The sequence below is a fragment of the Pseudoalteromonas sp. RWi3 genome, from assembly GCF_054960735.1.
In genome coordinates this window covers 526,924-547,780 of sequence record NZ_JBHNYL010000001.1, presented here as the reverse complement: position 1 = coordinate 547,780, position 20,857 = coordinate 526,924, and the positions used below count along the sequence as shown (strand labels likewise).

Below are 20,857 nucleotides of genomic sequence, written 5' to 3'. Positions count from 1 at the left end.
TAAAAGGGTAACACTTTGCTAAAACAACGAATTTTAACCTCTTTAGTGTTAGCGCCTTTGGCGCTGTTATTAGTTTTTTATACACCACTAACATTATTTAGTTATATTGCCGGTGCCATTGTTTTAATGGGTGCTTGGGAATGGTCTGCCTTTATGGGCTTATGCGATAAATTGAAGCGTTTTGCGTTTGTTATCTTTATTGCGATTTTACTGGCGCTGTTAAATTGGCATTGGCCGATTGAGTCGCTGTGGCTTGATGGGAAATTGGTAGGGGATGCAAACTATATTTTCACCTTATCATTCTCGTGGTGGATTGTTGCAACTTACCTAGTTTGGCGTTACCCATCAATGGCAAAAGCGTGGAATGAAGGGCTGGTGATGCGTGCCATTGCAGGTATTTTAACGTTAGTGCCGCTATGGCTTGCGCTTAATACTCTGCGCAGTGCTAATTATTTAGAGTCCACCCATTTTGGTTCAATGTTGATCCTTGTAGTCCTTGGTATAGTTTGGAGTGCCGACATTGGTGCTTACTTTACTGGTAAAAACTTTGGTAAACACAAATTAATGCCCAAGGTAAGCCCAAATAAAACCATTGAAGGTTTGGCCGGTGGTGTTGTTGCAGCTGTGATCTTTGTTTTAGCGTTTTGCCACTTTAGTGATGTTGATACGGCTGTTTGGCCAATCTATGGTGTAATGACTATTTTTATTGCTTTGTTTTCTGCCATTGGTGATCTGTTAGAAAGTATGTTTAAACGTGAAGCGGGCCTAAAAGACAGCGGTTCATGTTTACCGGGCCACGGTGGCATATTGGACAGACTAGATAGCTTGACAGCAGCAGCGCCTATTTTTGTTTTATGTTATGCGTGGACACTAAGTCTATGAGTTGTAAACAACAACTAGTTATTCTTGGTGCGACAGGTTCAATTGGTACTAGCACGTTAGATGTTATTGCTAGAAACCCTAGTCAGTTTGAGGTGTTTGCTCTAACTGCAGGTGAGAACGCTAAATCTATGGCCCAGCTGTGCCTTACTCATAATCCAGTTTACGCTGTTATGGCTTCCAAGAGCGCCGCTGAGCAATTAAAACAGCATCTGTCAGGTACTGCGTGTAAAACAATCGTTAGAAGTGGTGTTGATGCAATGAGTGAGCTTGCTGCTCATTCTAGTGTTGATGTTGTGATGTCAGCTATTGTGGGCGCCGCAGGACTTATCCCCACGTTAAGCGCTGTAGAGGCAGGTAAAAAAATATTACTGGCAAATAAAGAATCGCTAGTGATGTCAGGACAGTTGTTTATCGATAAGGTAAAACAGCACAAGGCGACACTTTTACCAATAGATAGTGAGCATAATGCTATTTTTCAGTGCTTACCTGGTGCATTGCAAGGTTCAAAAAATAATGCAAAACTTGCAGAGCATGGCGTCAGTAAAATTTTATTGACAGGTTCTGGTGGCCCTTTTTTAACGCGTGATATCAATACACTATCTACGGTAACAGTTGCTGAGGCAGTCGCACATCCAAACTGGTCAATGGGACAAAAAATATCAGTAGATTCAGCCACCATGATGAATAAAGGCTTAGAGTTTATTGAAGCAAAATGGTTATTTAACTGCGTCGCTAATGATATTGAAGTGGTTATTCATCCACAAAGTATTATTCATTCAATGGTGCAGTATCAAGATGGATCTGTGCTTGCGCAAATGGGAAATCCTGATATGCGCACGCCTATTGCTCACGCACTTGCTTACCCACAACGCATAGATGCAGGTGTAAAGCCGCTCGATTTTTCAGACATAGCTGATTTTACGTTTACTAAACCTGATTTTGCTCGCTATCCAAACTTAAAACTAGCCATCACTGCGTGTGAGGCTGGGCAAGGTGCTACCACAACAGTTAATGCTGCAAATGAAGTGGCTGTGGCTGCTTTTTTAAAAGGTAAAATTAAGTTCACGGATATTTATCGAGTAAATGCGCAAACATTAGATGCCACTGCGGATGTAAACGTTCATACCCTAGATGAAATTTTAGCGTGTGATAAATTAGCCCGAGAGCAAGCAGTACAACAAATACGCAAGGTACAATGTTGATATGTTCGATTTCTTTTGGAATTTAGGTTCATTTATTCTAGCACTGGGTATTTTAGTTACCGTTCATGAATACGGCCACTTTTGGGTTGCACGTAAAGCGGGGGTTAAAGTCCTGCGCTTTTCAATCGGTTTTGGTAAACCGTTGTTAAAGTGGCACGATAAACTAGGTACAGAGTATGTAATAGCAGCAATCCCACTTGGCGGCTATGTGAAAATGCTTGATGAGCGTGTTGATAATGTGCCTGAATCTGAACGTCATCTTTCATTTAATGCAAAGTCTGTACAAGCTCGTATTGCGATTGTTGCAGCAGGGCCAATGGCAAATTTTATTTTCGCCATTTTTGCTTTAGCAGTCATGTATCTAGTCGGTGTGCAATCAATAAAGCCGGTTGTTGGTACAGTACAAGAGGGCAGCAGAGCCGAACTTGCTGGTATTGCGCCGAACCAACAAATTATTAAAATTGGTAATGATGATATAGCCACGTGGCAAGATGCTACATTTGCGTTAATGGCAAGTCTTGGTGATGAACGTGTTGATGTGACTGTTCGCTCTAATGATTACCAAGAGCAAGTTAAAACGATTAACATTGATGGTTGGAAGTTAGACCAACAAGATGTGCCTCCATTAGCTTCGCTGGGGATCGTTCCGTTTAGGCCAGATGCAACGTTAGAAGTTGCAGCAATCACCAAAAATTCAGCTGCATTTATGGCTGATTTAAGAGTTGGTGATGAAATTGTGATGGTAGATGGCGAAACAATAACCAGTTGGCAGCAATTAGTTAATCTTATTCAGCAATCAGCTAACAAATCATTACAATTTAGTGTAAAAAGACAAGATAGTATGGTGTTGCTAGCGGTTACTCCACAAAGCAGAACGGTTGGTAATGGCTTACAACAAGGGTTTTTAGGTGTTGCGCCAGTTGTAGAACAGTGGCCAGAAGGTTACATCGAGACTAGACATTATGGCCCACTGGATAGTATTGTGCTCGGCGTAAAGGAAACGTGGCGTTTAATAAGTTTAAGTTTTGATATGATCGGTAATTTAATTACAGGTCAAGTATCCGTTAAAAATTTAAGTGGTCCTGTGGGGATAGCTGTAGGTGCAGGAACCAGTGTAAGTTATGGTTTTGTAGCCTTTTTAAGCTTTTTAGCATTAATAAGTGTTAACTTGGGTGTATTTAATTTATTACCCTTACCAGTACTTGATGGTGGGCACTTAATGTATTACATAATTGAACTTTTCCGTAAAAAGCCAGTCTCTGAAAAGACACAAGAATTTGGTTTTAAAGTGGGAGCCTTGCTCCTAATTTTTCTAACATGTTTCGCTTTGTTCAATGATGTATCGCGATTATAGAATGGCGACAGTCTCGAATTAAAAAACACGATTGTAAAACATTGCTTTAATGTGGTGTTGAGCGGTAATACAGTTGTAAAGGATAAAGATAATAAAATGGCTATAAAAAAACATTTGGCAGTAACAAGTTTATTAGGGGCAAGCTTTGCAGCCCTTGGCCAAAACTCCTTTATTGTTGACGATTTAAAAGTTGAAGGTTTACAGCGTGTAGCACTCGGTGCTGCCCTAACGCATATTCCAATCAATGTCGGTGACAGTGTAGATGACTATACAATTTCAAAAACAATTAAGTCATTGTATAGCTCAGGTCACTTTGACAACATAAAAGCATTACGTGATGGCAACAATGTTATTTTTAAAGTAACAGAGCGCCCAACGATCAGTTTTATAGAATTTGATGGCAATAAAGATATTAAGGATGAGCAGTTAACTCAGTCTCTTGAGCAGCAAGATATTCGTCAAGGTGAACCGCTAGATAAAACAGTGGTTGATAATATTGAAAAAGGATTAATTGAGTTTTTTCATAGTATTGGTAAGTACAATGCAAAAATCGATATTAGTATCACAAAGTTGCCACGAAACCGCGTTAAATTGAAATTAGAATTTGACGAAGGTGATGCTGCCTCAATCCGTCAAATTAACCTTGTGGGTAATGAGCTTTTCCCTGACGAAGAGCTATTAGCACTCGCTGAGTCACAGCAAGATTTACCTTGGTGGCAGTTTATGGGCAGCGATCGCTACCAAAAGCAAACCATCGAAGGCGACCTTGAGAATATTCGCAGTTATTACTTAGACCGCGGTTATCTTCGTTTTAATATCGATTCAACTCAAGTATCTGTTGGTCCAGAACGTGAATCTGTTTATGTTACGGCTAACATTACAGAAGGCGTGAAATACAAAGTTAAAGGCTTTGATTTCATCGGTGACTTGCTTGGGCGTGAAGAATTAATTAAGAGCGTTATTCCACTGCGTGCCGGTGAGCTTTACAATGGTTCAGTGGTAACATCATCTGAAGAGTTTATTAAAAGCTACTTAGCGCGCTTTGGTTATGCGAATGCTGAAGTACGCACCATTCCTGAAATTGACGATGAGAACAAAGAAGTACAATTAACATTATCGGTCAAACCAGGTAAGCGTGTTTATGTGCGTCGTATCATTGTTGGTGGTAACCAAAACACCTCAGATGAAGTGCTTCGCCGTGAAATGACGCAGTTAGAAGGTGCGTGGCTTTCAAACCAAAACTTAGAGCGTTCAAAATTACAAATTCAACGTTTGCCGTATATGGAAACGGTCGATTTTAACGTAGTGCCAGTGCCAGGTGTTGATGACCAAGTCGATGTTGACTTTAATGTTAAAGAGCAATCAGCAGGTAGTTTTAATGCTGGCCTCGCGTATGGTTCATACCTTGGTCTACAGTTTAACATTGGTGTAACTGAATCCAACTTCTTAGGAACGGGTAACCAAATTGGTTTTAATATCAATACTTCACGTGGTTCTGAGCGCGTAAGCCTCTCATACACAGACCCTTATTTTACGCCTGACGGTGTATCACAAGGTAGCAGCATATTTTACAGTAACTATGATGCAAGTAAGTTTAGCCTTATCGATTATAAATCGAAGAGTTACGGTATCGGAACGAATATTGGTTTTCCAATTGATGCGGTTAACCGTGTAAACTTTGGTATTAAATGGATTCAAGAAGAACTTTCTGAAATTGCTGAGTATGAGCAAACTCGTGTAATGCGCGAGACTTTCTTAGACCCAGAGAACCCAGATGCCGGCTTTGACTTTACCAAATATGAGTTGAGTGTTGGTTGGTCTCGTATAACAGTAAACCGCGGTTTATTTCCAACCGCTGGTTCACGTCAAACACTTAACCTAACAGGTACAACGCCTAACTCTGATTTAACCTACTTTAAGCTAAATTATGATTCGCGTTTTTATTGGCCTATCAGTGATGATCATCGTTGGGTATTTTCAACCCGTGCGGCACTTGGTTACGGAAATGGTTATGGTGAAACCAATGGGTACGATCAAACTTTACCATTCCAAGAGTACTTCCGTATTACAGAGATGGAACTTCGTGGTTTTGACCGAAATACAATTTTACCTCGTGCAGTATCTAGAACGCCAAAATTAATTCCGGGCACACCATTGCCAGATGGTACACCGACTGGCAGTATAGGCGGCGCATCAGAGTTTGATGTTCTAAATACGCAAGGTCGAATTGGCGGTAACGCGAAAGCGGTTGCGGGTATGGAATTAATTGTACCGACGCCATTCTTAGATGAAGAGAACACCAGTTCTGTGCGTACAAGTTTCTTTGTTGATGCTGCGAACGTGTGGGATACAGAGTTTAGCGTTGATCGCTATCAAAACTTAGGGGTAGATCAACGTGCCAAACTTGAGGATTACTCTGATCCATCACGCTTTAGGGTTTCAACAGGTTTATCATTACAATGGGTTTCACCTATGGGCCCAATGCTGATTAGTTTTGCGTATCCATTGCAACAAGAAGAAGATGACGATACGAAGACCATCAGTTTTAATATTAGTAATACATTCTAAAGGAGTTTTTTGTGAAGAAATCATTTAAATCATCGGCAATTGCCTTATTAGCCACACTTATGATGGGTACTTCAGCGAGCGCATTTGCTCATAAAGTAGGTATTGTAGATATGCAAGAAATCTACAAGCAAATTCCTCAAATGGCTAAAGTGGAGCAAACTTTACAAGCTGAATTTGCTGAACGTCGCCAAGAAATTGAGAAGCTTCAAGGTGATATCCGTTTTGAAGCTGAAAAATTTAAACGTGAAAGCACAACAATGAGCCAAGCTCAAAAAGATGCGCTACGCGAAAAAGTTGAAGGTATGCAAAAAAATCTTGCAGAAAAAGGTCGTCCTTTAGAGCAAGAAATTAAAATGCGCCAAAATCAAGAATTAGCTAAAGTACAGAAGCTAATTATCGATGCAATCCAAACAGTTGCTAAAGATGGTAAGTATGATGAAGTTAAAGTAAAAGACACTACTGTTTACTTTAACCCAAAGACAGTTTCTGATTTATCAGAAAAAGTTGTTGAAAAAGTAAGTAAACAATAGAAGAAATATGCAAAATTATACGCTTTCGCAGATTGCGGAACTTCTTGGTGCTGAACTCGATGGGGACGGCGCTATAGAAATCTCAAAAATAGCGACACTTGCAAATGCCCAGTCTGGGCATATTGCATTTTTAGCGAATAAGAAATATCGCCCACAATTGGACAATACACGTGCTAGTGCAGTGATATTATCTGCAGCAGATGCTCCTTATTATCAGGGCAATAAGCTTATTGCTGCTAATCCTTATAACAGCTATGCACAGCTTGCTCAGATAATGGATACAACGCCTACATCAGCAGTCAAAGGCATTCACTCCAGTGCAGTTGTTCATCCGGATGCACAGGTTGCTAGTTCGGCTTCTATTGGCGCCAATGTTGTGATTGAAGCAGGAGCACAGATTGCTGACAATGTGCAAATAGGTGCTAATTGTTTTATCGGTGCGATGGCTAAAATAGGCAGTAACACCAAACTGTGGTCGAATGTATCTATTTATCACGATGTTGAAATTGGCGAAAACTGTCTATTTCAAGCAAACTCAATCATAGGGAGCGATGGTTTTGGTTACGCTAATGATAAAGGCCAGTGGATAAAAATACCGCAAATCGGTGCTGTCATTATTGGTGATAACGTTGAAATTGGTGCCGGAGTTACGATTGACCGTGGTGCGCTTGATAACACCATAATTCATAGTAATGTGATTATCGACAACCAAGTACATTTAGCCCACAACGTAGAGATTGGGTCGGGTACTGCTATTGCAGGTTGCACAGTAATCGCTGGTAGTACTACAGTAGGTAAAAATTGCCAATTTGCTGGGCTTGTAGGTATAAATGGTCACATTGATATATGTGATGGTGTTATACTTACCGGCATGAGTATGGTAACTAAGTCAATTAAAGAGCCTGGTATCTACTCTTCTGGTATGCCGCACTCTACAAATAAAGAGTGGCGTCGTAATATCGCTCATTTGCGTAATTTACCAGAGATGAAAGACCGTCTTAAAGCACTAGAGACTTTGACTCAGTCATTAAATGTTGATAATCAATAAGGATGCTATTTTGGCAAACGAATTAAATAGCTTGGATATACAAGAAATATTGAGCTTACTGCCGCACCGTTACCCTATGTTATTAGTGGACAGAGTGCTTGACCACACGCCAGGCGAGTCACTTCACGCCATTAAAAACGTTAGCGTGAATGAACCTATTTTTACTGGTCATTTTCCAAATCAGCCAATTTTTCCAGGTGTTCTTATTTTAGAGGCTATGGCACAAGCCACAGGCCTACTTGGGTTTAAAACGGTTGAAAATCGCAGTGAAAATGAGCTTTACTTATTTGCTGCAATCGATAATGCGCGATTTAAACAACCGGTTGTTCCTGGCGATACTATGCATTTGCATGTACAGTTTTTAAAAGAGCGCCGCAATATATGGAAATTTGCAGCAGAAGCGAAAGTTGATGGTAAGGTAGTGTGTACTGCTGAAATCATGTGTGCGAGAAGAGAGCTTTAATTGTGATCCATCCTACAGCGATAATCGAATCAGGTGCGAAATTAGGTAATAATGTATCAGTTGGTCCTTATAGCTACATTGGTAACGATGTGGTGATAGGTGATAATTGTATTATTGAATCTCATGTTGTTGTTAAAGGGCCTTCTACTATTGGCTCCGGCAATCATATTTTTCAATTTGCTTCAGTAGGCGAAGCCTGCCAAGACAAAAAATACAACAACGAGCCAACAACACTTATTATCGGTGATAATAATGTTATTCGTGAATGTGCGACAATTCACCGTGGTACTATTCAAGATCAAGGCGTGACTAAAATTGGTAGTAACAACTTATTTATGGCCTATACCCATGTTGCACATGATGCTGTAATTGGGGATAACGTTATCTTTGCAAATAATGCTTCGGTTGCTGGTCATGTTCATGTTGGTGACTGGGTTATCCTTGCTGGTAATTCGGGTGTTCACCAATTCTGTAAAATCGGTGCGCATGCTTTTGTGGGGATGTACTCTGGTATAAATAAAGATGTTCCTCCATTTGTAACCACAATTGGCACGCCTGCTGGTCCTGTGGCTATTAATACTGAAGGTATGAAACGACGTGGATTTGACAGTGATGAAGTGATGGCGACACGCCGTGCTTATAAAACACTGTACCGCAAAGGCTTAGGTGTTGATGAGGCAATTACAGCATTGAGTGAAGATGCTGCTAAGTACCCAGCAGTTCAGCTAATGGTTGAGTTTGTAAAAAATTCTGAGCGTGGAATTATTCGTTAATTACATCGCTTATTAAAAACCACCGCTTAGTAATAACCGGTGGTTTTTTTATGCTTAAAATCGCGTTACCAAAGACATGTAATCCACTTCATTGGCAAGTAAAGTGCAGTGAGTATCAACAGCTCTTATGGCTCCTTCTTCTAACCATATCACTTTATCCATTGAATCTAACAACGCAGGGTCATGTGTAATGGTGATAATTGTTTTATCTGCCATGACATTCATTATTGTATTGATCACTTGGTGTTTAGTATGGTTATCTAAGCTTTCAGTTGGTTCATCTAAAATCATTATAGGACTATTACGAAGTAAGGCTTGTGCAATAGCAATGCGCCTAGCTTGGCCTTGTGATACGGCTCGTCCTGCTGTCCCTAAGCGTGTATTTAAACCAGAAGGTAGCTGTGATAGCCATGGACTTAATAGTGCTTGTTCACAGGCCTTCAAAAGCATTTCATCAGTTGCATTTGGTTGTGCGTAGCGTAAGTTTTCAGCTAAAGAGCCATCAAAGATATAGTGATGTTGTGCAAGGATAGTCAGTAAATCAAAGCGGTTATTTATTGATAAAGTGTCAATATCAATATGGCCTTCACGCGTATGCAGTTTTACCTGCCCATTTTGTGTTGGCCACAGCCCTGTTAACAAATTGATTAATGTAGTCTTTCCACTGCCACTCGGCCCAACTATGGCAACTTTTTGCTTCGCTGAAATAGTTAAATTAACTTTTTTCAGTGCATGAGTTTGGTCATTATAGCAATAATCAATATTAGAAAAAGAAAGACCTAGGGGTTGTTTATTAACAGTTACCGCTGCGGTTAAAGGAGATGATGTCAATTTGTCTTCTAATTCAAAAATACGTGCTGCAGCGCTTAAAGTGTTGGGAAGTTGAATAAACGCATTGGGAAGATTGAGCACGGTTTCAAAACTTGCTAAAACAAATAAGCTCATCATTGCCAATTCTACATTCGCGACTTGATTGCTGCTAATAAGTGGGATCAATATCACAACACTACCTAACATAGTCAATTGTGTGATCAATAAAGTAAGGCCATTACTATTAGCAAGTGCGCAGTGACGTTTATGCAGCTGCTGATTATATAACTCACTTGAGTCATCACATTTTGCCAACAATTTAGCAGAGGCTTGATAGACCATTAATTCTCGCGAGCCTTGCAAGGTCTCAGATAACTGCGCCCTTAAAAGTGCAGACTGTTCTCGCTCGTGTGCGGCTGTTTTGCTAAATTTCGCACCTAAATATGTAGGCACAATAACGCCGACGATCATAAGTGCGCTAAAGCATACCAAGGCTACATTAGGGTTGTATGCACTCATAAATAGCATAATGATAGGTATACCAAACACAGCAACGATAAGGGGCAATAAAACATTCAAGTAAAAAGTGTCTAGTGCGTCAACATCATTTTGCATTCGATTAACTAAATCAGCACTGCGACTCATGGCTAAGTCTACATTGTTTAATCGGCTTAGTGTGTTAAATACCCGCACTCGAATTTCACTCAGTAGCAAAAACGTTGCATTATGCGTGATGAGCCGTTCGCCGTAGCGAGAAGCTGTTCTTACAATCGCTAAAAATCGAATGACACCGGCTGGGGTAAAGTAATTCATATGTACAGATGCAATACCTGCTGCGGCCATCGCTGCCAAAAACCAGCCAGATATCGCAAGCAAACTAATGTTAGCTAAAACGGTTAGGGTTGATAATAGGGTACCAAGTAGCAGCATCGTTGCGTGGGGTCTACAGAGTTTTAATAAACGGATAAAGTTAGTCATGCTGAGCACCTGCATTAACAAGCTGCCAGAATGGACCTTTTTTTTCATTTAGCTGCAGGTAGCTGCCTTGCTCGATAATTTGGCCTTGTTGCATCACATAAATTTTGTCTGCTTTACTAACGGTATTTAACCTATGGGCAATCACAAGAACGAGGTGGTTTTTTGCATAGTCAGTAATTGCCTTATTTATTAACTGCTCAGTTTGGCTATCAAGGTGAGCACTGGGTTCATCTAGTATCAAGATAGGTGCATATTTTAAAAATGCACGTGCCAGTGCAATGCGTTGTTTTTGACCACCAGAGAGGCCTTCCCCTTGTTCACCGAGAAGTGTATCGAACCCCTGGGGCAATGCGAGAATAAACTCAAGGGCGCCTGCTTTGGCAGCTGCTTCTTCTAGTTGTGCTTGTGTTGCTTGAGCATTGGCTATGCGTAAGTTATCAGCAACACTCATGTAAAATAAGGTCGGATTTTGAGGTATCCACGCTATATTTTGTAGCCAGGTTTGGTTTTCATAGTTAGAAAGTGCAGTGCCATTGATGAAAATGTGTGAATTTGCTTGATGATGAAAGCCAAGTAAACAATCAAACAAGGTACTTTTACCTGCGCCACTGTCGCCCACAAATGCAAACAACCCCTGTGCAGGAAGGCTGATATTTATATCGGATATTCCTTCTTTACTATCAGGGTATAAAAAGCTTAACTGCTTAGCACTAATATTATTTATGGGTAATGGTACAGTTTTAGAGTGTTGTGACGGAAGCTGTTCTTCCGCATTGATGATATCAATCATATCTGCTGCGGCGCTAATGCCTTCTAATCGAGCATGATAATGGGTGCCCATTTGACGCAAGGGTAAATAAAATTCTGGGGCTAGAAGTAAAACAACAAAGCCGGTGGCAAAATCTAGTGTGCCAAAAAATAATCTAAAGCCGATGATTACAGCGACTAAGGCGACGCTAATAGTGGCAAAAAACTCTAACGTAAATGCAGATAAAAATGCGACTTTAAGTACACTCATCGTTGAGGATCTAAAGTCATCGGAAATTTTTGCAATGTGAGCCAGCTCAGAGCGAGTTGCATTGAACAATTTTAATTGTGTCAATCCTTGGATCCGATCTAAAAAATAATTCCCTAAAATTGAGAGTTGCTGCCAACGTTGTTGATTTATCTCTTCTGCCTTATGACCTACTAAAATCATAAAAAAGGGGATTAACGGAGCAGTAAATAAAAAGATTAACCCTGCTTTGTAATCTGTTGGAAAAATCACCACGAGAATCGCCAAGGGAATGAGTGCGCTATATGCAATACTGGGCAAATAATTAGCGTAATATTGGTGCAGTGCTTCAACACCGTCATGTAGTGTATTTAACGTTGCACCTTGGCCTTTGCTTTCAATGTATGTAGGCCCTAAGCGGTTTAACTTTGCGAGTAATGTTTTGCGCATGGATGATTTAATCTTTTGCGCAGCATAATGGCTCAGTCTCTCGCTGAGCGCTAAAAATAAAGCTCGTAGTAGTATGAGTCCTGCTAAAGGCCAAAGTAGAAAACTCACTTGGTTGATATTTTTACTTTCAAACATAACAAGGTGTGCTGCATTAGCCAGTAGGTAACAGGACGCTATCATTAGCAACGCGTTGAATGTACCAAGTAAAATGCTCATTTTTAATAAGCGTGCACCACTTTGACTGTGGTGTTTTAAGAATGCGCGCAGTTTGGTCTGCTGCGCGCGATCGGGCCGTGTTTTAGTTGTCATTTTGGCGTTTAAGCCTTTCGTGTAGTTCTAATTCATCTTCAGCAATACTGTCTTTATTTTGCTGAAATTCGTACCACATGACATTAATCACGCCTAAAGTACAAGCTAATAAAACACCGAGTATCCATGCGAAATACCACATAATAAGTCTCCTTAATAGCTGCCGTGAGTGTTGTTCGTAATTTCAGTTTGTGTGACTTTACGCCACATTTTTACGTAGCACCAAGTCGTGTAACATAAAATTAAGGGAACAAAAATGATAGCAGCAATAAACATCACATTTAATGTCATATGACTGGAAACAGCGTCCCACATTGTTAAACTTATATTTGGATTATTACTTGAAGGCATAACAAATGGGAACATCGCACTGCCTGCAGTCATAATAACCCCTATTAACATGGTGCTGGTTGTAGCTAATGCTAATGCAGGTTTGTTCAGCATAGATAATATAATGGCAAAGATTGCTGATACGAAAGCCAGTACAGGAAACAGCATAGTGAGTGGCATCTTACTGTAATTATCGAGCCACGCACCGGGCGCTGTTGTAACTACTTTGCCAAGTGGATTCGCATAACTTTGAGTGTCTGGCATTGAGATAATTTGATAGCCGTCCATTTTTGCCACCCAGAACCCTGCAACAGCAAAAAGAGCGATAAACAGCATTAAAGCATAGCGACCGTATTGGGCTGAGCGAACTGATACTTCAGCGTCAGTTCTCAATTGTAACCACATGCCAGCATGACCAACCAGCATAGTGACGCTTAGCAAACCAGCGATTAATGCAAACGGGTTAAGCAAAGCAAAAAAAGAGCCTTGATAGGTAGTGCGTAATAAATTATCAATATCAAAAGGCACCCCTTGAAGTACATTTCCAAACGCGACACCAAATACCAAAGCGGGCACAAAACTGCCTACAAGCAGCGCCCAGTCCCAGTTATTGCGCCATTTTGCCGATTCGAGTTTTGAGCGATAATCAAAGGCGAGTGGGCGTAAAAACAGAGCAAACAATACCAGCATCATAGCAAAGTAAAAGCCAGAGAATGCAGCGGCGTATACCATTGGCCAAGCAGCAAATAATGCTCCGCCAGCGGTTATAAACCACACTTGGTTGCCATCCCAGTGAGCACCAATGGTATTGATCACAGTACGGCGTTCTATATCTGTTTTACCAACTAGGCGTAATAATATTGCTACCCCCATGTCCATGCCATCAGTAATGGCAAAGCCTATGAGCAGTACGCCAATTAACAGCCACCAAAGGAACTTTAAGGTTTCGTAATCAAAAATCATGATTGTGCTCCTTGGCTTAGTTGCTTATCAGCTTTTTCAAGTTCAAAGTAATATTTACCCGTGTGTAATGAGCTTGGCCCTAATTTAACAAATTTAAGCATCAGCCAACCTTCGATAACCGCCAGAATAATATAAAAAATAACAAATGCAGTAATGGTAAAAATTAAATCGTTTACTGTTAACGACGAGGTAGCTAAAAATGTTGGTAATACTTCCGAAATAGCCCATGGTTGACGGCCATACTCAGCAACAATCCAGCCAAACTCAATAGCAATCCAAGGTAGGGGGATACTCCAAACAGCTGCTTTTAAAAGCCAGCGTTTTTGTTCAATAACACGATGCGCGTTGTAGTAGAACGACAGAGCAAAAACGACGAGCATGATCATGCCACAGCCAACCATAATCCTAAACGACCAAAACATAGGGCCAACCCGTGGGAAAGAGTCTTTCACTGCTTTTTGTATCTGCTCCTCTGTTGCATCAACTACATTTGGGGTGTAGCGTTTTAGTAACAAGCCATAGCCTAAATCATCTTTTAATGTATCAAATTTAGCAATATTGGCTGGAGTGTCTTCGCCATTTCTGAGTTTTTCAAGATACTCATACGCTATCATGCCGTTTCTAATACGCACTTCGTGTTTTTTCTCTAAATCACTGATGCCAGTTACTTGCTCATCCAGTGAACGGGTTGCTATTAAGCCTAATGCGTAAGGAATTTTAACTGCAGCATGCGTAACTTGTTCATCTGAATCAGGAATACCAATTGCTGTGAATGCAGCTGGCGCTTCTTCGGTATGCCACTCTGCTTCAATAGTCGCTAATTTTACTTTTTGCACTTCGCCAACTTCGTAGCCTGATTCATCGCCAAGTAGAATGACACACAGGATAGACGCTAAACCAAAACCGGAGGCAACTGAAAATGAGCGTTTAGCAAAGGCTAAATCACGACCTTTTAAAATGTACCAGCTACTAATACCAAGGACGAACATGGATGCGGCTACATAACCTGCCGACACTGTGTGAATAAACTTAACTTGTGCAACGGGGTTAAATACTAATTCAGCAAAACTGGTCATTTCCATGCGCATTGTCTGGTAATTAAACTCAGCACCCACCGGGTTTTGCATCCAGCCGTTGGCGACTAGGATCCAAAGGGCAGACAAGTTAGTACCAATAGCCATCAAAAAGGTAACACCTAAATGCTGTCGCTTAGTGAGTCGTTGCCAACCGAGGAAGAACATACCGACAAAGGTGGACTCTAAAAAGAATGCCATTAAACCTTCAATAGCCAGTGGAGCACCAAACACATCGCCTACATAGTGTGAATAGTACGACCAATTTGTTCCAAACTCGAACTCCATGGTTAAGCCTGTAGCCACACCAACCGCAAAGTTAATCCCAAATAATTTCCCCCAAAATTTAGTCATGTCACGGTAGATTTCTCTGCCTGTCATAACATAAACAGATTCCATAATAACCAAGATCCATGTCATACCTAATGTTAGCGGGACAAAGAGGAAGTGAAACAGTGCAGTGATAGCAAATTGCAATCGCGATAGATCGACAAACGCTTCATCTATCATAGTGTGCTCCTTTTTAGTTGACGGCGCGGGTGTATTATCTTTCAGAAATTACTGAAACTTCGCTAATGTTATGCCTTTCTTGATTTTAGTCAACCCAAAAGTGTAAAAAATAGCTTATGTACAGAGCATTAATCAATGTGGCAGAAATATAAAATATTGGATAAAGCTAGGCTTATTTTAATCAAGACCCAGTGCAATCAATGATTTTCAGTAGTTGTGGGCCTTAATTTACCTTATTTACAGGGTTGAGTTTATTGTTTATGCGCCAAGGAATAAATTTAAATTAATATTACCTCTCAACATTTATACTGCATTGAAAACACGTTAAACTGCTGCTATTAAATGCAGAGTTAATTGCGAAAAGAATCAATGAATAATCAGAGCAAACCATTACGCATAGCAATTGTAGTGGGTGAACTATCCGGTGATATATTAGGCGAAGGTCTTATAAAAGCACTAATAAAACGTTACCCTAATGCCATTTTTGAAGGCATTGCAGGCCCTAAAATGCAGGCGCAAGGATGTAAAAGTCTATTTGATATGGAAGACCTTGCCGTTATGGGCTTGGTTGAAGTGTTAGGACGTTTACCTCGGTTATTAAAAATTCGTAAGCAACTCATTCAGCACTTTGTTGATAACCCTCCTGACATTTATATTGGTATAGATGCACCGGATTTTAACCTGCGTATTGAAAAACCATTAAAAGATGCGGGTATTAAGACGGTGCAGTATGTTAGCCCGTCTGTGTGGGCATGGCGTGAAAAGCGTATTCATAAAATTAGTTCCGCAACCAATATGGTGCTTGCTCTTTTGCCATTTGAAAAAGCGTTCTATGATAAGCACAACGTACCTTGCACATTTGTAGGTCATACACTTGCTGATGATATTGGCTTGGAACATGATAGCAATGCAGCTCGTCTAAAACTGGGCTTGAATGACAATGACAAAGTATTGGCATTGTTACCCGGCAGCCGTGGTTCAGAAGTCGGTTTATTAAGTGAGACCTATATTCAAACAGCGGCTGAGTTACAAGCTAAAAACCCAGATTTAAAAATTGTAGTCCCCTTAGTTAATGACAAGCGAAAAGCTCAGTTCAGTGAAATTTTAGCCACCACAGCACCGTCATTAAAAATACAATTGCTGAATGGGCAATCTGATATTGCAATGCAAGCAGCAGATGCCATTTTAATCGCCTCTGGTACGGCGACATTAGAAGGCATGTTATATAAAAAACCTATGGTGGTGGGTTATAAAATTAAACCGATGAGTTACTGGATATTTAAAACGTTGTTTACCTTTAATATTAAATATTTCTCATTACCTAATTTATTGGCTGATGAAGAGTTAGTCCCAGAGTTTTTGCAAAAAGACTGTAACGTGGATAACCTTACGAACGCACTTGAACCAATGTTAAATAGCGATAACAGCGAGTTAAAAGCTCGATTTTTAGCAATCCATCAGCAAATACGTTTAAATGCCAGCGAGCAAGCCGCGGCGGCAGTAGCGGAGTTACTAAATGCAAATTGAACGACCAAATCTAACCTTTATCGCCGGTGTTGATGAAGTTGGCCGTGGCCCACTTGTTGGTGACGTAGTTACTGCAGCGGTAATACTTGACCCAACCAACCCGATTACAGGCCTTGCAGATTCAAAAAAATTGACTGATAAAAAACGTCAAGCCTTGGCTATTGAAATTAAAGAAAAAGCACTTTGTTGGTCAATAGGCCGTTGTAGCCCAACAGAAATTGACGAGCTCAATATATTACATGCAACCATGCTGGCGATGAGCCGTGCTGTTGAAGGATTAACGACCACACCTGAGTTTGTATTTGTTGATGGTAATCGTATCCCAAAACTAAACATGCCAGCACAAGCAGTAGTAAAGGGCGATAGCCTAGTGGCTGAAATTTCAGCAGCCTCTATATTAGCCAAAGTAGCGCGTGATGATGAAATGATTGAGCTGGATAAACGTTATCCGCAATATGGTTTTGCCGGGCATAAGGGCTATCCCACCAAAGCGCATTTTGCGGCGCTTGAACAATACGGCGCAATTGATGAACACCGAAAAAGTTTTAAACCAGTACAACGTGTACTGGCTATGCAGGAGCAATAATGGCAGCGCCTGATTTTGTACATTTACGAGTTCACTCTGATTTTTCGATGGTTGATGGTTTGGCTAAAACCAAGCCGATTGTTGCTAAAGCACAAGAGCTACAATTACCTGCCTTAGCAATTACCGATCAAATGAACTTTTGTGGCTTAGTACGGTTTTATGATACGGCCCACAATGCAGGTATAAAGCCAATCGTAGGGGCTGATTTTTGGCTCCACAGCCCTGAATTTCCAGAAGGACCATGTAGACTTGTTATTTTAGCTAAAGATAACATCGGCTATAAAAATATTACTTTATTGATCTCAAAAGCGTATCAGCGCGGGCACTTGTTTCATCGTCCAGTCATTGATAGAGAATGGCTGGTTGAGCACAAAGAAGGGCTGATTTTACTCTCTGGCGCTAAAGACGGTGATTTAGGGAAAGCACTGCTAAAAGGCAATCCAGCAACGGTTGAGTCGGTTGTCAGTTTTTATAAACAGCATTTTAGCGATCATTATTATATCGAGCTTATTCGTACTCTGCGAACTCAAGAAGAAGAATACTTGCACTTAGCGGTAGAGCTTGCCGAAGTTGAGCAGTTACCTGTTGTCGCAACTAATGAAGTGGTTTTTCTAAAACCTGAGAACTTTGAAGCGCATGAAATTCGCGTCGCCATCTTTGATGGTTACACACTGGATGACAAACGTCGGCCCAAACGATTTTCTGAGGAGCAATACCTAAAAACGCCAGAGCAGATGGCTGAGCTGTTTAGTGATATTCCAGAAGCACTACAAAACAGTGTCGAAATAGCTAAGCGCTGTAATGTAACGGTGCAACTGGGTACTTACTTTCTACCTGATTACCCAACTGGCTCATTAAATATTGAAGACTTCTTAGTTAAAGTTTCAGAAGATGGCCTTGAAGAACGCTTACAGTTTTTATTCCCAGATGAAAATGATCGTAAAGAAAAACGAGTCGAATATGACGAGCGACTAAAAATAGAACTCGACGTAATCAATCAGATGGGTTTCCCAGGTTACTTCTTGATCGTAATGGAGTTCATCCAGTGGAGTAAAGATAACAACATTCCAGTTGGGCCGGGACGTGGTTCTGGTGCAGGCTCGTTGGTGGCTTATGCACTTAAGATCACCGATCTTGATCCACTTGAATTTGATTTACTTTTCGAACGTTTCTTAAACCCTGAGCGTATTTCCATGCCGGATTTCGACGTCGATTTCTGTATGGATAGACGTGATGAAGTAATCGACCACGTATCAGCGCTGTATGGACGAGACGCGGTATCGCAGATCATCACTTTTGGTACCATGGCAGCAAAAGCGGTTATTCGTGACGTTGGTCGTGTGCTTGGGCACCCTTATGGTTTTGTTGACCGTATTTCAAAACTAATACCGGGCGATCCCGGTATGACCTTAGCAAAAGCCTTTGACGTTGAGCCGCGCTTGCAAGAGGCTTACGATGGCGACTCTGAGGTTAAAGACTTAATTGATATGTGCCGCATCCTTGAAGGGTGTACACGTAATGCCGGTAAGCATGCAGGTGGTGTGGTTATATCACCCACCACTATTACCGATTTTGCTGCGCTTTATTGTGATGATGAAGGGAAGTTTCCGGTTACTCAGTTTGATAAAAATGATGTAGAAACTGCCGGCTTAGTTAAGTTTGACTTCTTGGGTCTTAGAACGCTGACAATCTTGCAGTGGGCAATTGATATGACCAACGAGCGCCTTGAGCGTGAAGGCAAAAAGCCTGTTGATATCAACGCAATCCCACTGGATGATAAAAAGAGTATAGATCTATTATTACGCGCCGAAACGACCGCGGTATTCCAGCTCGAATCCCGGGGTATGAAAGATCTGATCAGGCGTCTTAAACCTGACTGCTTTGAAGATATGATAGCCTTGGTGGCCTTGTTTAGACCAGGCCCACTGCAATCAGGCATGGTAGATAACTTTATCGACCGTAAATTGGGCCGAGAAGAAATCTCTTACCCCGACGCTCAATATCAGCACGAAAGTTTGCAGCCTATTCTTGAGCCTACTTACGGTATCATCTTGTATCAAGAACAAGTAATGCAAATTGCACAGGTTTTAGCGGGCTATACGCTGGGCGGCGCAGATATGCTTCGTCGTGCAATGGGTAAGAAAAAGCCTGAAGAAATGGCAAAGCAACGTTCGACATTTGAAGATGGTGCTAGAAATAACGGTATTGACGGCGAGCTAGCAATTAAAATCTTCGACTTGGTAGAGAAGTTTGCGGGTTATGGTTTTAACAAATCTCACTCAGCAGCTTACGCGTTAGTCTCTTACCAGACGTTGTGGATGAAAACGCACTATCCAGCCGAGTTCATGGCTGCGGTAATGTCGGCAGATATGGATAATACCGATAAAATCGTAATTTTGGTGGATGAATGTGAAAACATGAAACTCACCTTATTACCGCCGGATGTAAACGCGGGTGAGTTTAAGTTTACTGTAAATCAGCAAGGCGAAATTGTATACGGTATCGGTGCCATCAAAGGAGTGGGTGAAGCACCTGTTGAAGCTATTTTAGAAGCGCGTAGTGAAGGGGGCCCATTTAAAGACTTATTTGATTTTTGCGCTCGAGTTGACTTAAAGCGTTTAAATAAACGTGTTACAGAAAAACTCATTTACGCCGGAGCACTTGATCAACTTGGCCCAGATAAAACTCAACCAGGGCGAGCAACGTTATTAGCGAGCCTTAAAGATGCGATGCGCGCCGCTGATCAGCACAACAAAGCTGAGTCTCTTGGTCAAACGGATTTGTTTGGGCTACTTGCCACAGAGCCAGATGAAGTCGAACAGGCATTTATAAAAGCCACTGCGTTGACTGATAATCAATGGTTAGACGGTGAAAAAGATACTTTAGGCCTTTATTTAACTGGCCACCCGATTAACCAGTACCGCAGAGAGCTTAAGCACTACACCACAGGCCGTTTAGTGGACTTGCAGCCAACTAATCGTGATGTGCAATCAACCGCTGCAGGCCTTGTTATTGCAGCGCGTACACTGATTAATAAAAAGGGAAATCGATGGGGGCTTATAACTTTAGATGACAAGAGTGCCCGTATTGATGTACGCTTATTCCCAGAACAGTTTGAAATGTACCAAGATATGCTGCAAATCAACAATATCTTGGTAATATCTGGACAGGTCAGCTTTGATAACTTCTCCGGTGGCATTACAATGACCGCCAGAGACATATGCACCATAGCTCAAGCGCGCGAAAAACGTATAAAAGCGATTAAAATGACGCTGAACATGGTGCAGATCGAGGCGAACTTCTTCGATAATTTACAAAAAGTACTTGAACCTTATAAGTTTGGTACTTGTCCTATTAGGGTTTTCTATCAACGTCCAGATGCGTTGGCCGAGTTAACCTTAGGTACAGAATGGTGTGTTACGCCTAGTGATGACTTAATTCATAAGCTTTCACTGATGGCGGCGCAAGATGTAGAACTAGAATTTAACTAATTAGGTAGTTTAGAGC

General features: G+C 41.1%; 16 protein-coding genes. 11 read left to right on the top strand and 5 right to left on the bottom strand.

The genetic code is table 11. The features are described 5' to 3' along the window. The first annotated feature begins 15 nt into the window (after positions 1-15). From ACFI4Z_RS02290 to lpxA, 8 genes are all read left to right on the top strand, one after another. Positions 16-882 (top strand): phosphatidate cytidylyltransferase, encoded by an 867-nt coding sequence (locus ACFI4Z_RS02290; protein ID WP_462669159.1) that lies wholly within the window; start codon positions 16-18, stop codon positions 880-882. Further along, a complete protein-coding gene (gene ispC, locus ACFI4Z_RS02285) occupies positions 879-2,084 on the top strand; it encodes a 1-deoxy-D-xylulose-5-phosphate reductoisomerase (protein ID WP_462669158.1) in 1,206 nt (401 codons plus the stop codon). The genes ACFI4Z_RS02290 and ispC overlap by 4 nt, the downstream gene beginning before the upstream one ends. A gap of 1 nt (position 2,085) precedes the next feature. Next, positions 2,086-3,438: a sigma E protease regulator RseP gene (gene rseP, locus ACFI4Z_RS02280; RefSeq protein WP_462669157.1), complete on the top strand. Its 1,353-nt coding sequence runs from the start codon at positions 2,086-2,088 to the stop codon at positions 3,436-3,438. Positions 3,439-3,534: 96 nt separating this feature from the next. Beyond that, positions 3,535-6,006, top strand: coding sequence for an outer membrane protein assembly factor BamA (gene bamA / locus ACFI4Z_RS02275; RefSeq protein ID WP_462669156.1), 2,472 nt, complete (start codon positions 3,535-3,537; stop codon positions 6,004-6,006). Between the two features lie 11 nt (positions 6,007-6,017). Further along, complete coding sequence (locus ACFI4Z_RS02270; protein ID WP_058561304.1) at positions 6,018-6,536, top strand: OmpH/Skp family outer membrane protein; 519 nt, start codon at positions 6,018-6,020, stop codon at positions 6,534-6,536. Between the two features lie 7 nt (positions 6,537-6,543). Continuing rightward, positions 6,544-7,584: a UDP-3-O-(3-hydroxymyristoyl)glucosamine N-acyltransferase gene (gene lpxD / locus ACFI4Z_RS02265; protein WP_462669155.1), complete on the top strand. Its 1,041-nt coding sequence runs from the start codon at positions 6,544-6,546 to the stop codon at positions 7,582-7,584. 10 nt (positions 7,585-7,594) lie between these two features. Next, positions 7,595-8,047 carry a 3-hydroxyacyl-ACP dehydratase FabZ gene (gene fabZ / locus ACFI4Z_RS02260; protein WP_058561338.1) on the top strand — a complete coding sequence of 151 codons (453 nt, stop codon included), beginning with the start codon at positions 7,595-7,597 and terminating at the stop codon, positions 8,045-8,047. A 2-nt stretch (positions 8,048-8,049) separates the two neighbouring features. Next, positions 8,050-8,820, top strand: coding sequence for an acyl-ACP--UDP-N-acetylglucosamine O-acyltransferase (gene lpxA, locus ACFI4Z_RS02255; RefSeq protein WP_462669154.1), 771 nt, complete (start codon positions 8,050-8,052; stop codon positions 8,818-8,820). Between the two features lie 54 nt (positions 8,821-8,874). Here the strand turns inward: lpxA and cydC are convergent, their stop codons facing one another. From cydC to ACFI4Z_RS02230, 5 genes are read right to left on the bottom strand one after another with little or no spacing between them, the layout of a single operon-like run. Then, a complete protein-coding gene (cydC, locus tag ACFI4Z_RS02250; protein ID WP_462669153.1) occupies positions 8,875-10,608 on the bottom strand; it encodes a thiol reductant ABC exporter subunit CydC in 1,734 nt (577 codons plus the stop codon). After that, positions 10,601-12,361 carry a thiol reductant ABC exporter subunit CydD gene (gene cydD, locus ACFI4Z_RS02245; protein WP_462669152.1) on the bottom strand — a complete coding sequence of 587 codons (1,761 nt, stop codon included), beginning with the start codon at positions 12,359-12,361 and terminating at the stop codon, positions 10,601-10,603. The genes cydC and cydD overlap by 8 nt, the downstream gene beginning before the upstream one ends. After that, the gene (gene cydX / locus ACFI4Z_RS02240; RefSeq protein ID WP_462669151.1) at positions 12,351-12,503 is read right to left on the bottom strand and encodes a cytochrome bd-I oxidase subunit CydX; all 153 of its coding nucleotides are present in this window, start codon (positions 12,501-12,503) and stop codon (positions 12,351-12,353) included. Before cydX ends, cydD begins: the two co-directional genes overlap by 11 nt. An 11-nt stretch (positions 12,504-12,514) precedes the next feature. Beyond that, complete coding sequence (gene cydB, locus ACFI4Z_RS02235; protein WP_462669150.1) at positions 12,515-13,654, bottom strand: cytochrome d ubiquinol oxidase subunit II; 1,140 nt, start codon at positions 13,652-13,654, stop codon at positions 12,515-12,517. Beyond that, complete coding sequence (locus tag ACFI4Z_RS02230; protein WP_462669149.1) at positions 13,651-15,237, bottom strand: cytochrome ubiquinol oxidase subunit I; 1,587 nt, start codon at positions 15,235-15,237, stop codon at positions 13,651-13,653. The genes cydB and ACFI4Z_RS02230 overlap by 4 nt, the downstream gene beginning before the upstream one ends. 369 nt (positions 15,238-15,606) lie before the next feature. On the opposite strand from ACFI4Z_RS02230, the gene lpxB reads away from it, so the two are divergent. Genes lpxB through dnaE form a run of 3 tightly spaced genes read left to right on the top strand, consistent with a single transcriptional unit; the run spans position 15,607 to position 20,841 of the window. Then, a complete protein-coding gene (lpxB, locus tag ACFI4Z_RS02225) occupies positions 15,607-16,764 on the top strand; it encodes a lipid-A-disaccharide synthase (RefSeq protein ID WP_462669148.1) in 1,158 nt (385 codons plus the stop codon). Further along, positions 16,754-17,350: a ribonuclease HII gene (rnhB, locus tag ACFI4Z_RS02220; RefSeq protein ID WP_462669147.1), complete on the top strand. Its 597-nt coding sequence runs from the start codon at positions 16,754-16,756 to the stop codon at positions 17,348-17,350. The genes lpxB and rnhB overlap by 11 nt, the downstream gene beginning before the upstream one ends. Continuing rightward, positions 17,350-20,841 carry a DNA polymerase III subunit alpha gene (gene dnaE / locus ACFI4Z_RS02215; protein ID WP_462669146.1) on the top strand — a complete coding sequence of 1,164 codons (3,492 nt, stop codon included), beginning with the start codon at positions 17,350-17,352 and terminating at the stop codon, positions 20,839-20,841. Before rnhB ends, dnaE begins: the two co-directional genes overlap by 1 nt. Positions 20,842-20,857 lie beyond the last annotated feature (16 nt).